Source organism: Geminicoccus sp. (assembly GCF_035556675.1).
Taxonomy (GTDB): domain Bacteria; phylum Pseudomonadota; class Alphaproteobacteria; order Geminicoccales; family Geminicoccaceae; genus Geminicoccus.
Genome location: NZ_DATMFZ010000385.1, coordinates 1 through 18,175, shown reverse-complemented (window position 1 = coordinate 18,175; position 18,175 = coordinate 1). Strand labels below are relative to the sequence as shown.

General features: G+C 68.8%; 19 protein-coding genes and 1 pseudogene. 11 read left to right on the top strand and 9 right to left on the bottom strand.

Annotation, left to right across the window (positions count from 1 at the left end):
* Positions 1-3 precede the first annotated feature (3 nt).
* A complete protein-coding gene (locus VNS22_RS27770) occupies positions 4-1,164 on the top strand; it encodes an alpha-hydroxy acid oxidase (protein WP_325738385.1) in 1,161 nt (386 codons plus the stop codon).
* Positions 1,165-1,437: 273 nt separating this feature from the next.
* Here the strand turns inward: VNS22_RS27770 and hisD are convergent, their stop codons facing one another.
* The 6 genes from hisD to VNS22_RS27740 form a co-directional block, all read right to left on the bottom strand.
* Positions 1,438-2,754 carry a histidinol dehydrogenase gene (gene hisD / locus VNS22_RS27765; RefSeq protein WP_325738383.1) on the bottom strand — a complete coding sequence of 439 codons (1,317 nt, stop codon included), beginning with the start codon at positions 2,752-2,754 and terminating at the stop codon, positions 1,438-1,440.
* A gap of 155 nt (positions 2,755-2,909) precedes the next feature.
* Positions 2,910-3,329 carry a phage holin family protein gene (locus VNS22_RS27760; RefSeq protein ID WP_325738381.1) on the bottom strand — a complete coding sequence of 140 codons (420 nt, stop codon included), beginning with the start codon at positions 3,327-3,329 and terminating at the stop codon, positions 2,910-2,912.
* 13 nt (positions 3,330-3,342) lie between these two features.
* Positions 3,343-3,771 (bottom strand): hypothetical protein, encoded by a 429-nt coding sequence (locus VNS22_RS27755; RefSeq protein ID WP_325738379.1) that lies wholly within the window; start codon positions 3,769-3,771, stop codon positions 3,343-3,345.
* Positions 3,772-3,862: 91 nt separating this feature from the next.
* Positions 3,863-4,663 carry an ABC transporter permease gene (locus VNS22_RS27750; RefSeq protein ID WP_325738377.1) on the bottom strand — a complete coding sequence of 267 codons (801 nt, stop codon included), beginning with the start codon at positions 4,661-4,663 and terminating at the stop codon, positions 3,863-3,865.
* Positions 4,660-5,601: an ABC transporter permease gene (locus VNS22_RS27745; protein ID WP_414653452.1), complete on the bottom strand. Its 942-nt coding sequence runs from the start codon at positions 5,599-5,601 to the stop codon at positions 4,660-4,662. The genes VNS22_RS27750 and VNS22_RS27745 overlap by 4 nt, the downstream gene beginning before the upstream one ends.
* A 200-nt stretch (positions 5,602-5,801) precedes the next feature.
* Positions 5,802-5,996: a hypothetical protein gene (locus tag VNS22_RS27740; RefSeq protein WP_325738374.1), complete on the bottom strand. Its 195-nt coding sequence runs from the start codon at positions 5,994-5,996 to the stop codon at positions 5,802-5,804.
* A gap of 286 nt (positions 5,997-6,282) precedes the next feature.
* On the opposite strand from VNS22_RS27740, the pseudogene VNS22_RS28665 reads away from it, so the two are divergent.
* From VNS22_RS28665 to VNS22_RS27730, 3 genes and pseudogenes are all read left to right on the top strand, one after another.
* A pseudogene (locus VNS22_RS28665) lies at positions 6,283-6,525 on the top strand (GNAT family N-acetyltransferase); the annotation flags it as partial.
* 134 nt (positions 6,526-6,659) lie between these two features.
* Positions 6,660-6,902, top strand: a complete 243-nt coding sequence (locus VNS22_RS28450; protein WP_349261906.1) for a transposase — start codon at positions 6,660-6,662, stop codon at positions 6,900-6,902.
* A gap of 264 nt (positions 6,903-7,166) precedes the next feature.
* The gene (locus tag VNS22_RS27730; RefSeq protein ID WP_325738370.1) at positions 7,167-7,502 is read left to right on the top strand and encodes a hypothetical protein; all 336 of its coding nucleotides are present in this window, start codon (positions 7,167-7,169) and stop codon (positions 7,500-7,502) included.
* Between the two features lie 15 nt (positions 7,503-7,517).
* Here the strand turns inward: VNS22_RS27730 and VNS22_RS27725 are convergent, their stop codons facing one another.
* The 3 genes from VNS22_RS27725 to folK form a co-directional block, all read right to left on the bottom strand.
* A complete protein-coding gene (locus tag VNS22_RS27725; protein WP_325738368.1) occupies positions 7,518-8,333 on the bottom strand; it encodes an aminotransferase class IV in 816 nt (271 codons plus the stop codon).
* Positions 8,334-8,442: 109 nt separating this feature from the next.
* A complete protein-coding gene (locus VNS22_RS27720; protein WP_325738367.1) occupies positions 8,443-9,549 on the bottom strand; it encodes a calcium-binding protein in 1,107 nt (368 codons plus the stop codon).
* A 175-nt stretch (positions 9,550-9,724) separates the two neighbouring features.
* On the bottom strand, positions 9,725-10,237 hold the full coding sequence (gene folK / locus VNS22_RS27715; protein WP_325738366.1) for a 2-amino-4-hydroxy-6-hydroxymethyldihydropteridine diphosphokinase: 513 nt from the start codon (positions 10,235-10,237) through the stop codon (positions 9,725-9,727).
* A gap of 192 nt (positions 10,238-10,429) precedes the next feature.
* Between folK and VNS22_RS27710 the strand changes: the two genes are divergently transcribed.
* The 7 genes from VNS22_RS27710 to iolE all read left to right on the top strand — a co-directional run bounded on the left by VNS22_RS27710 (position 10,430) and on the right by iolE (position 18,100).
* Complete coding sequence (locus VNS22_RS27710) at positions 10,430-11,155, top strand: TerC family protein (RefSeq protein ID WP_325738365.1); 726 nt, start codon at positions 10,430-10,432, stop codon at positions 11,153-11,155.
* 123 nt (positions 11,156-11,278) lie between these two features.
* Complete coding sequence (locus VNS22_RS27705; protein ID WP_325738364.1) at positions 11,279-12,487, top strand: calcium-binding protein; 1,209 nt, start codon at positions 11,279-11,281, stop codon at positions 12,485-12,487.
* Between the two features lie 180 nt (positions 12,488-12,667).
* A complete protein-coding gene (locus VNS22_RS27700) occupies positions 12,668-13,702 on the top strand; it encodes a hypothetical protein (RefSeq protein ID WP_325738363.1) in 1,035 nt (344 codons plus the stop codon).
* 91 nt (positions 13,703-13,793) lie between these two features.
* Positions 13,794-15,641 (top strand): 3D-(3,5/4)-trihydroxycyclohexane-1,2-dione acylhydrolase (decyclizing), encoded by a 1,848-nt coding sequence (gene iolD, locus VNS22_RS27695; protein ID WP_325738362.1) that lies wholly within the window; start codon positions 13,794-13,796, stop codon positions 15,639-15,641.
* Between the two features lie 103 nt (positions 15,642-15,744).
* Positions 15,745-16,314: an ImmA/IrrE family metallo-endopeptidase gene (locus VNS22_RS27690; protein WP_325738361.1), complete on the top strand. Its 570-nt coding sequence runs from the start codon at positions 15,745-15,747 to the stop codon at positions 16,312-16,314.
* A 2-nt stretch (positions 16,315-16,316) separates the two neighbouring features.
* Entirely contained in the window at positions 16,317-17,195 is an 879-nt protein-coding gene (locus VNS22_RS27685; protein WP_325738360.1) for a hypothetical protein, read from the top strand.
* Entirely contained in the window at positions 17,192-18,100 is a 909-nt protein-coding gene (iolE, locus tag VNS22_RS27680) for a myo-inosose-2 dehydratase (RefSeq protein ID WP_325738358.1), read from the top strand. The genes VNS22_RS27685 and iolE overlap by 4 nt, the downstream gene beginning before the upstream one ends.
* Positions 18,101-18,175: the final 75 nt, after the last annotated feature.

Sequence of the window (18,175 nt, the reverse complement as noted above, 5' to 3'; positions counted from 1 at the left end):
CGCATGAGCAGAATCGAACGCGCCGTCACCATCGCGGACCTGCGCACCCTGGCGCAGCGGCGCCTGCCGCGCTCGATCTTCGAGTTCATCGATGGCGGTGCCGGCGACGAGCGGACTCTGCGGGACAATGTCGACGACCTGGCCCGGCTGCGGCTGATGCCGCGCGTCGGCGTCGATGTCGGCACCCGCCGGACTGCCGTCGACCTGATCGGCGCCACGTCCGCCCTGCCGCTGGTCCTGGCGCCGACCGGCCTGGCGGGCCTCTACTGGCCAGGCGGCGAGATCGTGGCCGCCCGGGCCGCGAAGCAGGCGGGCATCCCGTTCTGCCTGTCCACCAACTCGGTGGCCTCGATCGAGGAGGTAGCGGCGGCCGTGCCGGGCGGGGACCGCTGGTTTCAGCTCTACTTCCTGAAGGACCCCGCCCTGATGAGCGGGATGTTGCGCCGGGCCAAGGCTTCGGGCTACCGCGTCCTGTGCATGACCCTCGACCTCGCCGTGCACGGCCGGCGCGAGCGGGACATCCGCAACGCCTTCACCGTGCCGCTCCGGCCGCGGCTGCGCACGGTGGCGGAGGTCCTGGCGCGGCCGGCCTGGCTGGCCGGCTTCCTGCGCAACGGCGTGCGGTTCGGCAATTTCGCTGATGCCGCGCCCAGCAGCTCGGGCTTCAGCAGCATCGCCCAGCACGTCGCCAAACTGTGCGACGCGTCCGCCACTTGGCAGACGGTCGAGGCGGTCGCCAGGGAATGGGACGGCCCCTTCGTGGTCAAGGGCGTGCTCAGTCCGGAAGACGCGCTGCATGCGGTCGAGCTCGGGGCCGAGGCCGTGATCGTCTCCAACCATGGTGGCCGCCAGCTCGACCACGTGCCCTCGGCCGCGGCGGCACTGCCGGCCGTCATGCGCGCGGTGGCCGGCCGGGCGCAGGTCATCCTGGATGGCGGCGTGCGGCGCGGCGTCGACCTAGTCAAGGCGCGGGCGCTCGGCGCCGATGCCTGCATGATCGGCCGGCCGTTCCTGTGGGGGCTGGCGGCGGCCGGCGAGCCCGGCGTGGCGCGAGCAATCGAAGTGTTCCGCGAGGAACTGGACATCGCGCTGGCCCTGCTGGGCGTGCCGTCGGTGGACGCGGTCGATGCCGACTGCCTGTACCGGGAAGCGTCGACGGCCTAATCCGGGCAGGATCTTCAGGTGGCGAGCCTGGTCGGCCGGCGTTCCTGGGAACGCGGCATCACGGTCCGGGCTCAGAAAGACGGCTAGGCACTGGCGTCCTGCGCCTAGCGGCGATCACCCGACGTGGCGCGGAGGGATGATCGCCGTCCACCGTGGCCGGCTTGGATGGCCAGCAGGTGGCGAAGGCCGCAGGAAACCGTCGTTCCTCCGCAGCCGCGTGCTCGACGCCGCTCCCAGCCACGGCCGGTCGCGCCGGCCGTGGCTGCGGTGCGATCACCGGCGATAGTGCTCGCGCAGCTCGATCGCGTTGGCGTGGGCGTCAAAACCCTCGTAGCGGGCCAGCCGTCTGGCCGGCTCTGCCAGGCGATCGTAACCTTCGCGGGTGGCGTAGCCGATGCCGGTGCGCTTCAGGAAGTCGAACACGGAGAGCGGCGACCAGGTGCGGGCATGGCCGCCGGTCGGCAGCACCGCGTCCGGGCCCAGCACGAAGTTGGCGATCACGATCGGGGTGTTTTCGCCCAGGAGGATCTCGCCGGCGTTCACGATCCGGTTCATCAGCGCCATGGGTTCCTTTGCCAGGATCTCCAGGTGCTCCGGTGCGTACTCGTTGACGAAGGCGATGGCATCGTCCAGGTCGCGCGCCACCAGGATGCCGCCGCGCGATCCGGACAGCACGGCCTGGGAGAAGCCCACCCGCTGCTCGCCCATGCGCGCCCAAAGATCGGGCAGTACCCGGGCGGCCGCCTCGGCGACCCGGCGCGAGGGCGTGACCAGGAAGGCCGAGCTGTCCGGGCCGTGCTCGGCCTCGATCAGCAGGTCGAGTGCCGCGATCTCCGGATTGGCGTGCTCGTCGGCCAGGATGATCGATTCGGACGGGCCGGCCGGCAGGCCCGTGTCGATCCGGTCGGCCAGATGCTTCTTGGCGGCCACCAGCCAGGGCGAGCCGGGGCCGATGATCTTGGCGAGCCGGGGCAGGCTGTAGGTGCCGTGCGCCGCCGCCGCCACCGCGACTGCACCGCCAGCCTTGTAGACCCTGGACACGCCCACCCGGCGCGCCGCCACCAGGCTCGCCGCATCCACCCCGCCCTCGGGCGTGGGCGGGGTCAGGATCACCACCTCGGGCACACCGGCCACCACGGCCGGGATCGTGGTCATCATCACCACCGACGGGAAGGCGCCCTTGCCGCGCGGCACGTAGCAGCCGACCGAGGGGATCGGCAGATGCCGCTCGCCGGCGAACGCGCCCGGGCGGATCTCCTCCAGCCACATCGGTGCCGGGAGCTGCTTTTCGTGGAAGTGCCGGATGTTGCGTACCGCCTCCTCGATGGCGGCCTTCACCTCCGGCTCGACCAGCGCCTCGGCCTCCTCGAACTCCTGCTCGGTCGCGAACAGCCGCTCCGGCGCCAAAGGTGCGCCGTCGATCTCGCGGCCGAGTTCGGCCACCGCCTTGTCGCCGCTGGCCGCGACCCGCTCGGCAATGGCCCGCACCGGGTCCATCAGCCCGCTCAGGTCGTGCTCGGCACGCTGCATCAGCCGGGCCCGGGCCTCGGCACTCAGCTCTGCGAGATCGATGATGTTGGCGCCCCGCATCTCATCCTCCACTCGGTCGTGGCGCGGAACCTAGTGCCGTCCGGCCGTTCCCCCAATCGCCAAGCTGGCGGGCAGCCATGAGCAGGCCGCACGCCTGGATGGATCGGCAGCGCGGACGGGCATGTCCGCCCGCTGCGAGGATGAAGGTCGACGCCTCAGCGCCGCTTGCGGAAGAGTTCCATGGCGGCCCCGGCCAGGAGCCCACCCAGCACGAGGGCCCGCGGGTGCTGCAGGACCCGCATGGCCAGCGGGGTCGCGATCGTCGCGAACTGCGCTGCGGGCGGGGGAGCGGCCTGAGCCAGGAGACGCGCCCGGCGCTCGTGGCGCTTGGCGACCGTCACGCCGATCAGGCTGACCAGGCCCGCAGCGATGACCAGGCAGGCACCCACCACCAGGGACGCCGCCCAGCCCGGCATGACCTGGAGCATGCCGCGCCATGCGGCGTCCAGGAAGTAGAGGAATGCGATCAGCCCGAGCACACCCGCCACCGCGAAGGCGACGAGGCGGGCACTATAGGCTTGCACCTGCGGACGCATGCTGTCCACCGGCAGGAACGTCCGCAGGAGCGGCCACATCGACAGCTGCCCTTCAGCGACGCAGGAACTGGGCGAACAGCATGCCGAGCCCGAATGACACCAGGACACTGGTCAGCGGACGTTCCTGCACGAGGCGCTCCGCCTCCTCCAGCTTGCGCCCGCCATAGGCCTTCGCGTCGTGGGACATGGCGTCAACGCGCGTATTGAGCGCTTCCAGCCCGTGCTGGAGGCGGAGCTTCGCCTCCTCGCTGGCATCCGCACCCAGGGCCACCAGCTGGCCGCGCAGGACGTCCAGTTCCCGCTTGAGCTGCTCGTAATTGGCGTTGAGCGACTGGCGGGCATGATCGGTGCTGTTCAAGGCATGCACTTTCACGTCGTGGACGGCATCCCGCACATCGTTGCCGACGGCGCGGGCGGTTTCCCGGATGTCGTCACCGGCCTTGCGGGCGGTGTCGCGAACGTCTCCGGCAGTGGCAGCCATGGTCCCATCCCTCCTTGCGATGTTCAACACTCACATCGATGTGAGTGTGAATAGGCCGTCGATCAACGGCCGGTCCAGGGCGGGGTTCCGCTCAGCGCGCGCGCAGAAACAGGTCGAGGCCGACCAGCCGGTCCAACAGCCAGACGGCGAGGAGCGCCACCGCCACATAGACCGCGGAGACCGCCGCCAAGTCCGGGGTGATGACCGCCCGGATCGAGGTGTAGATCTGCACCGGCAGAGTGACGGTCCGCGCATCGGTGAGCATCAGGCTCACCAAGAACTCGTTGAACGCCAGGATGAACATCAGCAGGCCGCCGGTCACGATGCCGGGCATCACCGCCGGGATCGTCACGGTGACGAAACGGTGCAGTGGCGGTGCTCCCAGATTGGCGGCGGCATTCTCCAGTTCCGGGTCCAGATGATTCACCGCGGCACTGACCGCCCAGAGCATGAAGGGCAGGTTGATGATGCAGCAGGCCAGTCCTACCGGCCACAGGCTGCCCAGGATCCGCCATTCGCCGAACAGCGCCATCATGCCGAGGCCGGCCACCACTAGCGGGATCGTGAAGGGCAAGAGCAGCCACAGGCGGATCAGGGCGGCGGTGCGAAAGCGCCAGCGGGCCAACGCCAGGGCGGCGAGCGTGCCGGCCGGCACGGCGAACAGGGTGGCCAGGGTGGCGACCAGCAGGGAGCGGCCGAACGCGTCCAGGAATGCACCACCGCTCACCAACTGCACATACCAGCGCAGCGAGAAGCCCTCGGGCGGGAAGCGGACGATCGACCCGCTGGTGAACGAGGCCAAAAGGATGATCACCGTCGGCAGGGCCAGGAACAGGAGGTCGAACAGCACCACTGCCGTGATCAGCACCTGCTTGCCGCGCTCGCCCCTCACCGCACTGCTCCCGTACCGATCCCTGCCGCTTCCATGCTTGCCGGAGAGGCTCGCCTGACCCGTCCGGCCGCCGCCCGGCCACCCAGCAGGGCCAGCATGAGGGCGGTGAGCCCGGTGGACACCAGCACGACCAGCACGGCCAGCGCCGAGCCCAAGCCGGCATCGGAGGTGGAGAACCAAGCCTCGTAGACCGCCTGGGCGGCGAAGTCGAACTTGCCGCCACCCATGATCTGCGGGATCGCGTACTCGGTGAAGGTCAGGGTGAACACCACCACACCCGCCGCCACCAGGCCCGGCCGTGCCAGCGGCAGCACCACGTTGGTGAAGGTGCGCACCCAGCCAGCGCCCAGCGAGGCCGAGGCCAGTTCCATTTCCTCGGGAATGGCGGTCAGCGCCGGCGCCAGCATCAGCACGGCGAACGGCAGCATGTACTGGACCAGGCCCAGCACCACGGCCGAAGGGGTATAGATCAGCGGCCAAGGCTCAATGCCGGCCAGCCCCAGCAGGCTGTTCACCAGGCCCTGGCGGCCCAGCACGATCAGCCAGCCATAGGCGCGCACCACCTGGCCCAGGAAGAAGGGCAGGAACAGGCTGACCAGCAGGAACCGGCGCCAGGCGGGACTCGGGGTACGGACCAGCGCATAGGCGTAAGGGAGGGCCAGGGCCAGGGTCAGGACCGTGGTGACCAGCGACGCCCAGAGCGTGCGCCAACCGATCACCCAGGTGGCCCGCCGGGCCAGAGCCGCCACGTAGTTCGCGACCGTCCAGTCCTCGCCCAGGAGGAAGGTCGTGCGATCGAGGCTGCGCAGCGACATGTCGACGATCTCGACCAAGCCCACCACCAGCACCGCCACGAGCAGCAGTGCGGGGAGGAGCAGCATCCAGCCGTCCAGGAACGACAGCCGCTGCGGCCAGAGCCGGCAACGCCAGGACTCCATCCAGTCAAGCCACGTGATCAACGCTTCCACCCAACCACGGCCGGCCGGGCGTGCCGGCCCATCATCAGCCGCGCGCAGACGGCTAGGCGCGGTGGTGGCAAAGGACGGCAGGTGCCGCAAGCCTCCAGCTCGATATGCCCCTGCCGGATTGGCGCGCGACAGCGGCAGAGCGAGGGCGTCCCGGCCGGTGTCGCCGCCACTCAGGACATGAGCCAGAGGACCGCCATCACCAAGAGGCACCAGCCGCCGACCGAGCCCAGCACGATCAGCAAGGCCGAGTGCGCCAGCGACAGCTTCTCCTCGCGTGGCCCGGCATTTGCCAGGCCCGCCCCAGCCGGCCGGTCCGCCGCGGCCGGCTGGTCTGCCGCCGTGACCTCGCCGCGGGCTGTGGTCACGTTGAACATTTCCCGTCTCCCCAAGGGCACTGCCGCCGAGCACATCATGGGGGCGGAGGTCTTAAGGAATCCTGAAGGTGCCGATTGTCACCGGACGGTCGTCCTGCCGTGCAGGCGCTGCCTAGACGGGTGCCAAGCAGCACTCCGGCCCCAAGGGGGTCGGCTGTGTGACGACTTCGGAGATGCCCTCATGGGTCCATGCTTCCATGACGGCAGGTACGAACTGCGCCAAGCCCGGAACTAGGCCGAGATCGCCGCCGCCCAGGCGCTGCGCCACCGGGCCTTCATGGAGGAACGCGGTGCCCTGGCGGACGAGGCCGGACGGTCACTGCGGCTGGACATCGACCGGTTCGATGCGCATTGCGACCATCTGATCGTGATCGATCATGCCGCCTCCGGTCAGGATCAGGGCGGTGTGGTCGGCACCTGCCGGCTCCTGGGGCAGGATGCCGCCCATTCGGCCGGCGGGTTCTACAGCGCGTCGGAGTTCGACCTGGTCTGCCTGCTGGGGAGCCAGGGCAGGCTGCTGGAGCTCGGGCGTTCCTGCGTGGCGCCTGAACATCGCGGCGGTCACGTGCTCCAGCTCCTTCGCAACGTGGCTGGACCAGGCGAGAGGCTCGCGCGTCGAGGTGCCCTTCTACCGTCAGCGCCAAGCATGGCGTTATGGGCTGGAGGGAAAGCCCAACGGTTTCCAGGTCCTGCCGCGACGCTTCGGCGGCCTGCCGGCCGCCCTCCCTTCAAGAAGCGGATCCTCCGTCTGCTGACGAAGGACGGGTGGTGGAGCGCATCTTCGCGTGGCTGTCTCGCTCACGCCGGCTTGCTCGCGACTATGAGCGCCTGCCCGAAACGGGCCTCCCGATGATCCACATCGCCATGAACCACATCATTCTGCGACGCCTCGCATAACCGTCCCAGCCACTTCGCGGACAGTCAGTCAGGAAACGTTTGATTATCCTGGACTGTTGGCGGGTTTGCGCCGTCGAGTCGCCGGTTCGGTCCTGATCGGCTCCACCAGTTCCTCCGCCGGGCCGGTCGGGCCACATCGTCCGGTTCGTGATTGCGAGAGCCGCAAGTATGGCAAGGGCCGGACGCGGCCTTGCTGGCCGACCATGCGCCGCCCAGATGCTCCAGTAAGCCCGGTCGATCGGAACCCGGCAACGGAGGACAGTCATGGCGGACACCATCGGCACCGAAGCCATCCGCAGGGAGCTGGAACAGCAGATCAGCGAACTGCGCCGCGAGGTCGGCCGGCTCGCCCGGTCGGTGTCAGGCCGCGGCGAGACAGTGCTCGGCGACCTGCGCGGCTCGGCCGAGGACGCCTATGAAGAGGCGTCGGAGCAGGCGCGCAAAGCGGCGCGCCTGCTGAAGCGCGAGGCCCGGGTCGTGGGCGAGACGGCGCGCGAGCATCCCGGTGCCGCCGCCACCGTCCTGTCGTCGGCGGGCCTGGTCGGCTTCGTCCTGGGCTTCATCGTCAGCCAGCTCCTGGCGGGCGAAACCCGCCGCTGAGGCAGCGCCGCCCGTTCAGGCCGCCTCCAGCAACTGCTTGGCCCTGGCGGTGACCGGGCCCGATTGGCCGGTTCCGATCGGCTGGCCGTCCAGGGACAGGAGCGGGCGGACGCCGGTCAGGCAGTTGGTCAGAAAGGCCTCGTCCGCAGCCAGGAGCTCGTCGCGGCGCAGCGGCCGTTCCTCCACCGGCAGGGCGGCCATCAGCCGCGCGCGGGTGATGCCCGGCAGCACGCCGCTGGCGAGATCGGGGGTGCAGAGGGTCCCTTCCTTCACGAGGAACAGGTTGGCGCTGGTGGCGCAGGCGAGATCGCCTCGCGTGTTGAGCAGGATCGCCTCGTTGCCGCCGGCGGCCAAAGCTGCCCGGAGGCAGAGGATCTGGTCGAGGCAGCCCAGCGTCTTCATGCGCGACAAGGGCGAGCGCTCGTTGCGCGGGATGGCGGCGGTCACGGCGTTGGCTGGCGCTGGTCCGGAGCCGGCCATGGGCAGGGCGCGCAGCAGGAGCATCGGCCGGCAGGGCTCGGGCGGAAGCAGGCCGCGTGGACCCGCTCCGCGGGTCAGCGTCAGGCGGACCGCGCCATCGGCCAGCCCGGTTCCTGCCAGCACTTCACGGGCCGCCCGGTGCAGTTCCGCTAGGTCATGGGGCAGCGGGATGCCCAGCTCTTCGGCACTGGCCGCGAGCCGTGCTGCGTGAAGGTGGAGCAGGGGCACGTTCCCGCGGCTCGCGCGCATCGTCTCGAACAGGCCGTCACCAAGCAGCAGGCCGCGGTCGGCCGGGTCGATGAACACTTCCTGGGCCGGGCAGAGCCGGCCGTCCTGCCAAAGCCAGTCCAATTCCAGCCCCTCCTGCGACCTCTCACCTCTAGCGGCTCCTGGCCGGCAAAAAAAGAACCCCGGGTCCGAAGACCCGGGGCGAACGCGCGCTAGTCGAACGGGAAAGGGTTCAGGCGCCGAACCAGCTGGACGAGATCCCAGTCTGGTTCAGGACCGTCAGGAGATGGTTCTGCCCGAGGTCGATCACGGTGTTGCCGTCGATCACGGTCGCATTGGCGACTGCACCGGCGACGGTGGCGCCACCGCGCAGGACGATCTGGTCGGCGCCGACCTGGAAGTCGGTGATGACGTCACGCTCGCCGCTGATGCGCAGGACGATGAACTGGTCGGCACCGGCGCCGCCGGTCATGGTGTCGTTGCCCCACTGGCCCCAGATCATGTCGTCGCCGTCACCGCCGTCCACGATGTCGTCGCCGGCCCCGCCTGTCAGGCGATCGTTGCCGGCCCCGCCCAGCAGCGTGTCGTTGCCGGTCTTGCCATCCACGAGGTCGTCACCGTCGCCGCCCTCGACCCTGTCGTCGCCCAGGCCACCATGGAGCCGGTCATCACCGTCGCCGCCGAACAGCTGGTCGTTGCCGAGTGCGCCGAACACCAGGTCGTTGCCGAACTCGCCGCGGACGATGTCGTCGCCGTCGCCGCCGGTCATGGTGTCGTCGCCGGTGGCGCTGCCGAAGCCGTCGTCGCCCCAGATGATGTCGTTGCCGCTACCGCCATCGACATTGTCGTTGCCGGCACCGCCGCGGATCACGTCGTCGCCGTCGCCGCCGGTCAGCCGGTCGTCGCCGGCATCGCCGTAGAGCTTGTCGTGTCCGGCAGCACCGGCCAGCACGTCGTTGCCGTCGCCGCCGCGCATGAAGTCGTGGCCGTTGCCGCCCATCAGCACGTCGTTGCCGAGCTGGCCGCTCAGCACGTCATTGCCGTCCATGCCGCGCAGGATGTCGTCGCCGTTGAAGCCGTACAGCGTGTCGTTACCGGCATCGCCCTCGATCGTATCACGGCCCGGCCCGCCGAACAGCCGGTCGTTGCCCATGCCGCCGCTGATGAAATCGTCGCCGGTGCCGCCGTTGATCACGTCGTCACCGTCCTCGCCATAGAGGAAGTCGAAGCCGTCGTGGCCCCAGATCTGATCGTTGCCGAGTCCGCCCCGGATCTCGTCGCTGATTCGGCGGCCATGCAGTTCGTCGTCGAAATGGGTGCCCGTAATGCGGTGCGCCATGAAAATGTCCTCGGAGCGTATTGCGTGCTCACAAGGTTACTAAAACATTAACGAACGGCAATTTCAAGCGATGGATCTGGGAATATCAGGGTAGGCCGATCAACCGAAAAGCAACCAGATCAAGCGGATTGATGCCAGGAGCCCGCCAGCTCCGCCGCTTCAACCCGGCCTGCAGTCATGAACTCGGCATCTGCCCGTCCGCAGCACCACCTTGGCGCAGCCGCTCCAGCAGGGCGGCTACCGTCTGGCCCAGCACCGGATGACGCCAGTCGGGCCTGATGCGGGCCAGAGGCCCCAGCACGAAATCGCGCTCGTGCATGCGCGGATGCGGCAGGACCAAGCCTGGCCGGTCCACCACTTCCTGGCCCAGGAGGATCAGGTCCAGGTCGATCACCCGCGGCTGCCAGGGCAGGGCGGCGGAATCACGCACTCGGCCGAGCGCCCGCTCGATTTCCAGGAGCCTGGCCAGGATTTCCTCAGCCGGCAGTTCGGTCACCGCGACCACGACCCCATTCAGGTAGGGCGGGTGCTCGCGCACCGGGTCGTCGGGGTGGACCAGCGCCGGCGTCTCGATCCATCCGGAAGCCGCCAGGATCGGCCCGATCCGTGCGGCGATCTGGTCCAGCGCCTGGTCCAGCGCGCGGCGGCTGTCGCCGAGATTGCCGCCAAGCGCGATTGCTGCTTCCACGAAAGGCTCTCCGGCAGAGGGACGTCGCCACCTGCCGGCAGCGGCGGCCGTCGTCAACGGTCGGGCCGCCGTCCATCAAGGCACAGCGGCATGGTTTCCGGACGCTGCCGCGGCGAATTCATGACGCTGCCCATGGTTCATCTTCGGCTTCCCGCTACATCCCCTCCATCCGATCACGACGCCGAGAGCGCCATGGACTTCCTGGCCATTCTTTCCGATCCCGCCGCCTGGGCATCGCTCGCCGCGCTGACCGCGCTGGAGATCGTGCTGGGCATCGACAACCTGATCTTCCTGTCGATCGTCGCCAGCCGTCTGCCGGTGCACCAGCAGAACGCCGCACGGCGCATCGGCCTGTCGCTCGCCCTGCTGATGCGGCTGGCCCTGCTTGCCAGCATCGCCTGGATCGTCGGCCTGACCCAGCCAATCTTCTCGGTCGGCGAGTTCGACGTGTCCTGGCGCGACATCATCATGCTGGCCGGCGGCCTGTTCCTGCTGGCCAAGGGCACGCTCGAGATCCATCACACCATGGAGGAGCAGCACTCGGAGGGCGCCAAGGCCGGCAGCACCTTCACGATGGCCATCGTCCAGATCGTGCTGCTGGACATCGTGTTCTCCCTGGACTCCGTCATCACCGCCGTCGGCATGGCGGAGCATCTCTCGGTCATGGTCACTGCCGTGGTTCTCGCGATGATCGTGATGCTGGTCGCCGCCAAGCCGGTGGGCGACTTCGTCAACCGCCATCCGACCGTGAAGATGCTGGCACTGGCCTTCCTGGTGCTGGTCGGCACCATGCTGGTCGCCGAGGGTTTCCACTTCCACGTGCCCAAGGGCTACATCTACTTCGCGATCGCCTTCTCGGCAGGCGTCGAGGCACTGAACCTGCTGGCGCGCAGGAGGCGGCTGGCCAAGGCGCATTGACGCCGCAACGGGACAGGACGTTCAGGAGCGGACCGGACAGGTCTTGCTCCTGAACGAATCATGTAGGATAGTTTACTCTTCCTTCGCCCGCACTCAGGTGCGACTGAAAGAAGGGTTGCGTCCATGGCCAGCATCAACGGTACCGGCCGCGCCGACATCCTGTCTGGCACGCCGCTCGCGGACGTCATCTGGGGCGGGAGCGGCGACGACCGGGTGAGCGGCCGGGCCGGCAATGACCGGCTCTACGGTCAGGCCGGCGGCGACCGCATCTATGGCGGCGATGGCACCGACCGGATCGGCGGCGGCTTCGGCGACGACCGCCTGTTCGGCGATGGCGGCGACGACACGATCATGGGCGATGGCGGCCGCGACTATCTGTGGGGCGGGGCCGGCAATGACCAGCTGCTGGGCGGCGACGGCAACGATCTCCTGAACGGCAATTCCGGTGACGACGTGTTGCGCGGCGACGCGGGCGACGATGTCCTGGACGGCGGCGCCGGCAACGACCTGGTCTATGGCGGGCCCGGGCTCGACCGGCTGCAGGGCGGGGCCGGGATCGACACCGTATCGTTCGCGGAAGAGACGCACGGGATGTACATCAACGTGTGCTACCAGTTCGCCGCCGACGGCAACCCGGAGGAAGGGCCGGTCCATTCCGAGCAAATGATCGGCTTCGAGCGGATCCGGGGCAGCGCCTTCGACGATACGATCTCGATCATCATGAACAGTGAGCTCGACCGGGTGTTCACCCCGTTCTCCCTGTTCGGCCTCGACGGGGACGACTTCATCAACGGGGCCCAGGGCAGCGACGAGATCGAGGGGAATGGTGGCGACGATTCGCTCCACGGCCAGGTCGGCGACGACCGTATCGATGGCGGTCTCGGCGACGACTATGTCGAGGGCGATGCCGGCAACGACCGGCTGACCGGTGGGGCCGGGCACGACGTCTTCGGCTACGCGGCCATCTGGGCGCAGGACGAGCGCATGACCGGCTCGGACGTCATCACCGACTTCACCCCCGGGCAGGACCGGCTCACCATGGTCGTCTATGTCGAGGATCAGTTCGATCCCGAACCGGCGCCCGGCATCTATTGGCAGAGCCGCGAGTTGTTCGACATCCTGGACAGCAACGATGACGGGGAGGTGAGCGGTCTCGACCGGTTCGCGGATGATACGGTGGCTGGCGGGGTGCACGCCCTGCGGATCGACTTTTCCGGCCTCATGAACGCGAGCCTGGACGATGCCCACGAGCTGAAAGGCACATCGGTCGACGACCGGCTGACCCTGCTGGGCGTGGACCATCTCGTCGTGCAGGACATCTGGAGCCGCTAGATCGGCATGCCGGCGCTGCCAGCAGGCCGGACAGCGGCAGCCCAATCTCGTTGACAGCAAGATGAAGAGAAAAGAGCATCATCAATTCCCTGCGCTGCTTGACCGGGGGACAGGATGAAGCTCAGTTCCGGAAATAATGCTCCGCCGTATTTTATTGCTCTAGTGGGCGCGCTCTTCGCCTTGCTTCTCAGTACGCCAGCTTCGAGCGTCGGTGAGGACCCGCGCCACAACCCGCTGATGCAGGACCGGCCTTCCGCCTACGTCACGGAGAACAACGTCCATCACGTCTTCGTCCGGGGGCGCAGCAACCATCTGCTCCACTGGTGGCGCACCAGCGGGAAGTGGCAGCGCGAGGATCTGGGCGGCGACATCATCTCCGGCCCCACCGCCTACGATACCGGCAACAACAACGCCAACGCCTATGCGTTCGGGCGCAACGGCGACCTCATGCACTGGCGGCGCTCGGGCGGGCGCTGGCTGGTCCGCAACCTGGGCGGCGACCCGGGGGGGCCGCCGACCTCCTACGGCATCCCCAACCACAATGTGTATGTCCACACCCGCAAGGGGCGGCTCTGGCACTGGTGGTTCGCCAATGGCGGCTGGCACCAGGAGGACCTGGGCAGGCAACTGGTGAGCGCCCCTTCCGCCTATGCCGTGGGCAACGTCCACCATGTCTATGGGCGAGCGTCCACCAGCAACATCCTGCACTGGTGGAAGTCCGGGGGGAAATGGCGCCGCGAGGACCTGGGCGGTGCGATCGTCAATCCTCCGTCCGCCTATGCCGATGGTGCCAGCCATCATGTCTATGCGCAGACGCTCAACGGCCGTCTCTGGCACTGGTGGAACAGCGGCGGCGGCTGGCGGCACGAGGAAGTCGGCAAGGGCGTCATCGGCGGGCCGGCCGCCTTCGTCATCGGCAGTACCCCCCACGTCCTGGTGCGCGGCTCCGGCAGCCGCCTAGTGCACTGGTGGAAGTCGGGCAACAGCTGGCGCAAGGAGGATGCCGGCAGCGGCCTGATCGGCAACCTGACTGCCTATCCCGGCAGGGACGGGGCCGTACATGTCTATGCGCGCGGACCCAAGGACCATCTTTGGCACTGGACCAATGAGACGGGGCGCTGGCGCCAGGAAGACCTGGGCCCCGGCCCGGGCTGCCGGTTCCTGGGCTGCGGCCTGCTCCTGCCGGCGCTGTCGAACGGCAAGATCCCGCCCTAGGCCCCAGCCGGCGAAGGGTGCTTCACCCTCCATCCCGGCTCCCCTATGGTTCCACCCATTCGGGCGAAGGCCGGACCGGGAGGCGGGAACGATGAAGACGGTGCGTCTGACCATGGCGCAGGCCCTGGTGCGCTGGCTGACCAGCCAGCGCACGGAGATCGACGGCAAGACCGAGCCTTTGTTTCCCGGCCTGTTCGCGATCTTCGGCCATGGCAACGTCACCTGCCTGTCCGAGGCGCTGCAGGAGGTGCAGGACGTCCTGCCGACTTGGCGGGGCCAGAACGAGCAGGCCATGGCGCTGGCCGCGATCGGCTTCAACAAGGCGAGAAAGCGCCGGCAGATCATGATCGCTGCCAGCTCGATCGGGCCGGGTGCGACCAACATGGTCACCGCCGCCGCGGTGGCGCACACCAACCGCCTGCCGCTCCTGCTGCTCTCCGGTGACTATTATGTCAGCCGCTTCCCCGATCCGGTCCTCCAGCAGGTCGAGCATTTCGGCGACCCGACCCTGTCGGTGAACGACGCGTTCAAGCCGGTCGTGCGCTACTGGGACCGGATCACCCGGCCCGAGCAGATCATCCAGTCCCTGCCCCAGGCGCTCGGCATGATGCTGGACCCGGCCGACTGCGGTCCGGCCTTCCTGGGTCTGTGCCAGGACACCCAGGGCGAGGCGTTCGACTATCCCGAGCGGTTCTTCGAGCCGACCGTCCACCATATCCCGAAGCCGCGCGCCGACCTCCGGCAGATCGAGGCGGCGGTGGCACTGCTGAAGTCCGCGAAGAAGCCGATGATCATCGCGGGCGGCGGGGTGCGCTATGCCGATGCCGAGGGGCTGCTCGCTGCCTTCGCAAAGCGGCACGGCATCCCGGTGACCGAGACCCTGAACGGCCGCACCGTGCTCCTGCACGACGATCCGGTGAACTGCGGCCCGGTCGGGATCATGGGCTCGTCCTCGGCCAACCATCTGGCCGCGGAAGCCGACGTGGTGCTGGCGATCGGCACCCGGCTCCAGGACTTCACCACCGGTTCCTGGACGCTGTTTCCGCACGACGCCCGGTTCATCGGGATCAACACCGCACGCTTCGACGCGCGCAAGCACATGAGCCTGCCGGTGGTGGGCGACGCCGCGGTGACGCTCGAGGAGATGGGCCGGGCCCTGGGCGACTGGCGGGCACCGGAGAACTGGCTGAAGCAGGGCAAGGCCTGGTACGGCGAGTGGAACAGCTATATCGACCGCCGCTCCGGGCCGACCAATGCCGAGACCACCACCTATGCCCAGGTCGTGGGTGCCGTGAACCGGCTGGCCGGCGAGCGCGACTTGGCGCTGACCGCGGCGGGCGGGATGCCGGGCGAGCTGGAGATGAACTGGCGCGCCAAGGGCATCGGCACCTTCGACTGCGAGTTCGGCTTCTCCTGCATGGGCTACGAGGTGGCGGGCGGCTGGGGTGCGGCCATGGCCGACCCGTCGCGCGACGTGTTCGTGATGGTGGGCGACGGCTCCTACCTGCTCATGAACTCCGACATCTATTCGTCGGTGCTGACCGGCCACAAGCTGATCGTGGTGGTGTGCGACAATGGCGGGTTCGCGGTGATCGACCGGCTGCAGACCAGCAAGGGCCAGCCCAGCTTCAACAACCTGATCGAGCAGGGCACGCGGGTGAAGGAGGCGTTCCGGGTCGACTTCGCCAAGCATGCGGAGGCGATGGGGGCGATCGGCATCCGGGCGAGGTCCATGGGCGAGTTCGAGGACGCGGTGCGCCGGGCCAAGGCCGCCGACCGCACCACCGTCATCCATATCGACGTCCATCCGACCGACTGGACCGGCGAGAACGGCTCCTGGTGGGAGTGCGGCACCCCGGAAGTGTCGGCGAGCCAGCGGGTGGAGGAGGCCTTCCGCGCCCATGTCGAGGGCAAGAAGCGCCAGCGTCTCGGCGTATGACCAGGCACATCCCTCGGCCCGATGACAGGTCGGCAGCCGCCATGCTAGGCTTCCGGCGTCGGCTTGGCCGGAGAAGGGGCAATCCCCATATCCGGCAGGACGGATGGAAGTCGAGGAGCCGGGTGCCGTGACCGATTTCGTGGCGCCGATGCCATGCGGTCTTTCCGCCGAGCAGATCGAGCGGCGGGCGGCCGAGTTCGCGGCGGAGTACCACTTCGTCGCAGGGCGCGACCGCCTGCGCGACCTGGTGGGGTCGATGGGCGGCCGGGTGATGACCGTCGACGTGCCGCATCTGCGCGAGCTGGATGGCGGCTCGCTCGAGGTCTACGGGCCGGGCGACTTCCTGATCCGGCTCTCGCCCATCACTGGCCCGATGCGCGACAACTTCACCATCGGCCATGAGCTCGGCCACTACGTCCTGCATTCGGGCGAGCCGCTGGGCAGCCTGCGCATCCGGGTCGGGCGCTGGGGCTGCGAGCCGGTCGAGCGCGAGGCCAACCGCTTCGCTGCGGCCCTGCTGATGCCAAGGGGCCTGTTCTGCAGCGCCGCCAGTTGCTGCGGCAACGAGCCGACCAAGCTGGCGGCACAGTTCTATGTTTCCTGCACCGCTGCCGCCTACCGGCTGATCTCGCTCCAGATGGCAACCCGCGAAGAGCTCGGTCTGGCACGGTGAGCTTGAAGCCGGAGGTCCGGCTGTTCCTTTCCGCCGACATCGTGGGCAGCTCGGTCTACAAGGCCGAGATGATCGCCGGCGACGTGGCGCGGGCGGTCGAGTGGTCGAGCTCGATCTCGGGCTTCTTCCGCGACTTTCCCGCGCTGTTCCAGCGCCATGCGGGCTTGCGCGGGCTGGGCACCGGCTGCGACCCGGTGGACGCGGTGTGGAAGCTCCTGGGCGACGAGGTGCTGTTCAGCTTCGACGTCGTGGACTTCGCCCAGACGACCGCGCTGTGCGCCGCCTTCTTCGACGCGCTGGTCGAGTATGACCGCGACCTGGCGGGCGGGCCCCTGCGCCTCAAGGGGCTGGGCTGGCTGGCCCAGTTCCCCTTCCCGAACGTCGAGGTGGTGGCCGGCGCCCGCTCCGGCCAGCGCGCCGACTATATCGGGCCGGACATGGACATCGGCTTCCGCCTGGCCGATTCCACCCGGGCAGGGCGCCTGCTGGTCTCGATCGAGCTGGCCGAGCAGATCGCCGAGCAGGCCGGGACCTGCAACCTGCTGGTCCACCATGTCGGCTGGTCCAACCTGCGCGGCATCAATGGCGGCAAGCCCTACCCGGTGTTCTGGACGCGCAGCCCCGATCAGCCGGCGGCGCCGTTCAACCCCTGGGACACCCATACCTGCGAGCTGACGCGGCGCTTCGTGAGCGAGCCGCCGATCAGCCCGGACGCCATCCTGGATCTCGGCCGGCGCTTCCGTACCGCGGTGCGGCCGTGGCGGCCGGTGCGGCCTTATCTCGACATCGCGCATGCGCCGGACGAGCATCGCGAGGCGATCGCGCTGCTGAACGCCCAGCTGCCGGATGCCGACAATGAAGGGGAGGAAGAACTGCGATGACCACTGTCCGCCTGGGGACCCAGCCGATCGCCTGGGCCAATGACGACCTGCCCGAACTCGGCGGCGACACGCCGGTCGAACAGATCCTGAGCGAGGCGAAGCTGGCCGGCTACAGCGGCATCGAGAAGGGCGGCCGGTTCCCGAACGATCCGAAGGAGCTGAAGCCGCTCATGGCGCGGCACGGTCTGCAGCTCATCACCGGCTGGTTCTCCGGCGAGCTGCGCCAGCGCTCGCTCGAGGCGGAGCAGCAGGCGATCCGGGCCCATCTCGACCTGCTGGTGGCAATGGGCTCACCGGTGCTGGTCTATGCCGAGACCACCGGCACGGTGCAGGGCCAGCTGGATACGCCGCTGGCCGAGCGGCCGCGTATGCCCGAGGCGGAGTTCCCCGCCTATGGCGAGAAGCTCACCCGGCTGGCCGAGTGGATGCGGGGCGAGGGCATCGCGATGGCCTTCCACCACCACATGGGCACGGTGGTCGAGACCGAGCGCGAGATCGACCTGCTCATGGCGAACACCGGGGAGGCGGTGGGCCTGCTGTTCGACACCGGGCATCTGCGCTTCGCGGGCGGCGATGTCATGGGCACGCTGCGCCGCCACGGATCGCGGGTGAACCATTTCCATGCCAAGAACATCCGCCCGGTGATCCATGCCCAGCTGCGCAACAACTGCTGGAGCTTCCTGAAGGGCGTGATCGAGGGGGTGTTCACCGTGCCAGGCGACCCGGAGGGCTCGGTGCCGTTCCGCGACATCGTTCCGGTGCTGGCCGAGATCGGCTATTCCGGCTGGATGGTAGTGGAGGCCGAGCAGGACCCGGCCAAGGCCCACCCGCTCACCTATGCGCGGATGGGCCATGCCGAGCTGGTCGCCTGCTGCCGGGCTGCCGGACTGACCATCGTGGAGTGACTGGATGCTTTGTCCCTGCTGCAAGGCGGGTCTCCTGCGCGCCGACAGCGTCACCATGGCCATCCGCCGCGATGG

What these genes read in the sequence shown, in the direction of transcription:
- VNS22_RS27720 (WP_325738367.1), bottom strand. Translation starts at nt 9,549, where the DNA reads ATGGCGCACCGCATTACGGGCACCCATTTCGACGACGAACTGCATGGC.
- VNS22_RS27770 (WP_325738385.1), top strand. Translation starts at nt 4, where the DNA reads ATGAGCAGAATCGAACGCGCCGTCACCATCGCGGACCTGCGCACCCTG.
- VNS22_RS27730 (WP_325738370.1), top strand. Translation starts at nt 7,167, where the DNA reads ATGGCGGACACCATCGGCACCGAAGCCATCCGCAGGGAGCTGGAACAG.
- VNS22_RS27710 (WP_325738365.1), top strand. Translation starts at nt 10,430, where the DNA reads ATGGACTTCCTGGCCATTCTTTCCGATCCCGCCGCCTGGGCATCGCTC.
- iolE (WP_325738358.1), top strand. Translation starts at nt 17,192, where the DNA reads ATGACCACTGTCCGCCTGGGGACCCAGCCGATCGCCTGGGCCAATGAC.
- VNS22_RS27705 (WP_325738364.1), top strand. Translation starts at nt 11,279, where the DNA reads ATGGCCAGCATCAACGGTACCGGCCGCGCCGACATCCTGTCTGGCACG.
- VNS22_RS27690 (WP_325738361.1), top strand. Translation starts at nt 15,745, where the DNA reads ATGGAAGTCGAGGAGCCGGGTGCCGTGACCGATTTCGTGGCGCCGATG.
- VNS22_RS27755 (WP_325738379.1), bottom strand. Translation starts at nt 3,771, where the DNA reads ATGGCTGCCACTGCCGGAGACGTTCGCGACACCGCCCGCAAGGCCGGT.
- VNS22_RS27745 (WP_414653452.1), bottom strand. Translation starts at nt 5,601, where the DNA reads ATGGAGTCCTGGCGTTGCCGGCTCTGGCCGCAGCGGCTGTCGTTCCTG.
- iolD (WP_325738362.1), top strand. Translation starts at nt 13,794, where the DNA reads ATGAAGACGGTGCGTCTGACCATGGCGCAGGCCCTGGTGCGCTGGCTG.
- VNS22_RS27760 (WP_325738381.1), bottom strand. Translation starts at nt 3,329, where the DNA reads ATGTGGCCGCTCCTGCGGACGTTCCTGCCGGTGGACAGCATGCGTCCG.
- VNS22_RS28450 (WP_349261906.1), top strand. Translation starts at nt 6,660, where the DNA reads ATGGGCTGGAGGGAAAGCCCAACGGTTTCCAGGTCCTGCCGCGACGCT.
- hisD (WP_325738383.1), bottom strand. Translation starts at nt 2,754, where the DNA reads ATGCGGGGCGCCAACATCATCGATCTCGCAGAGCTGAGTGCCGAGGCC.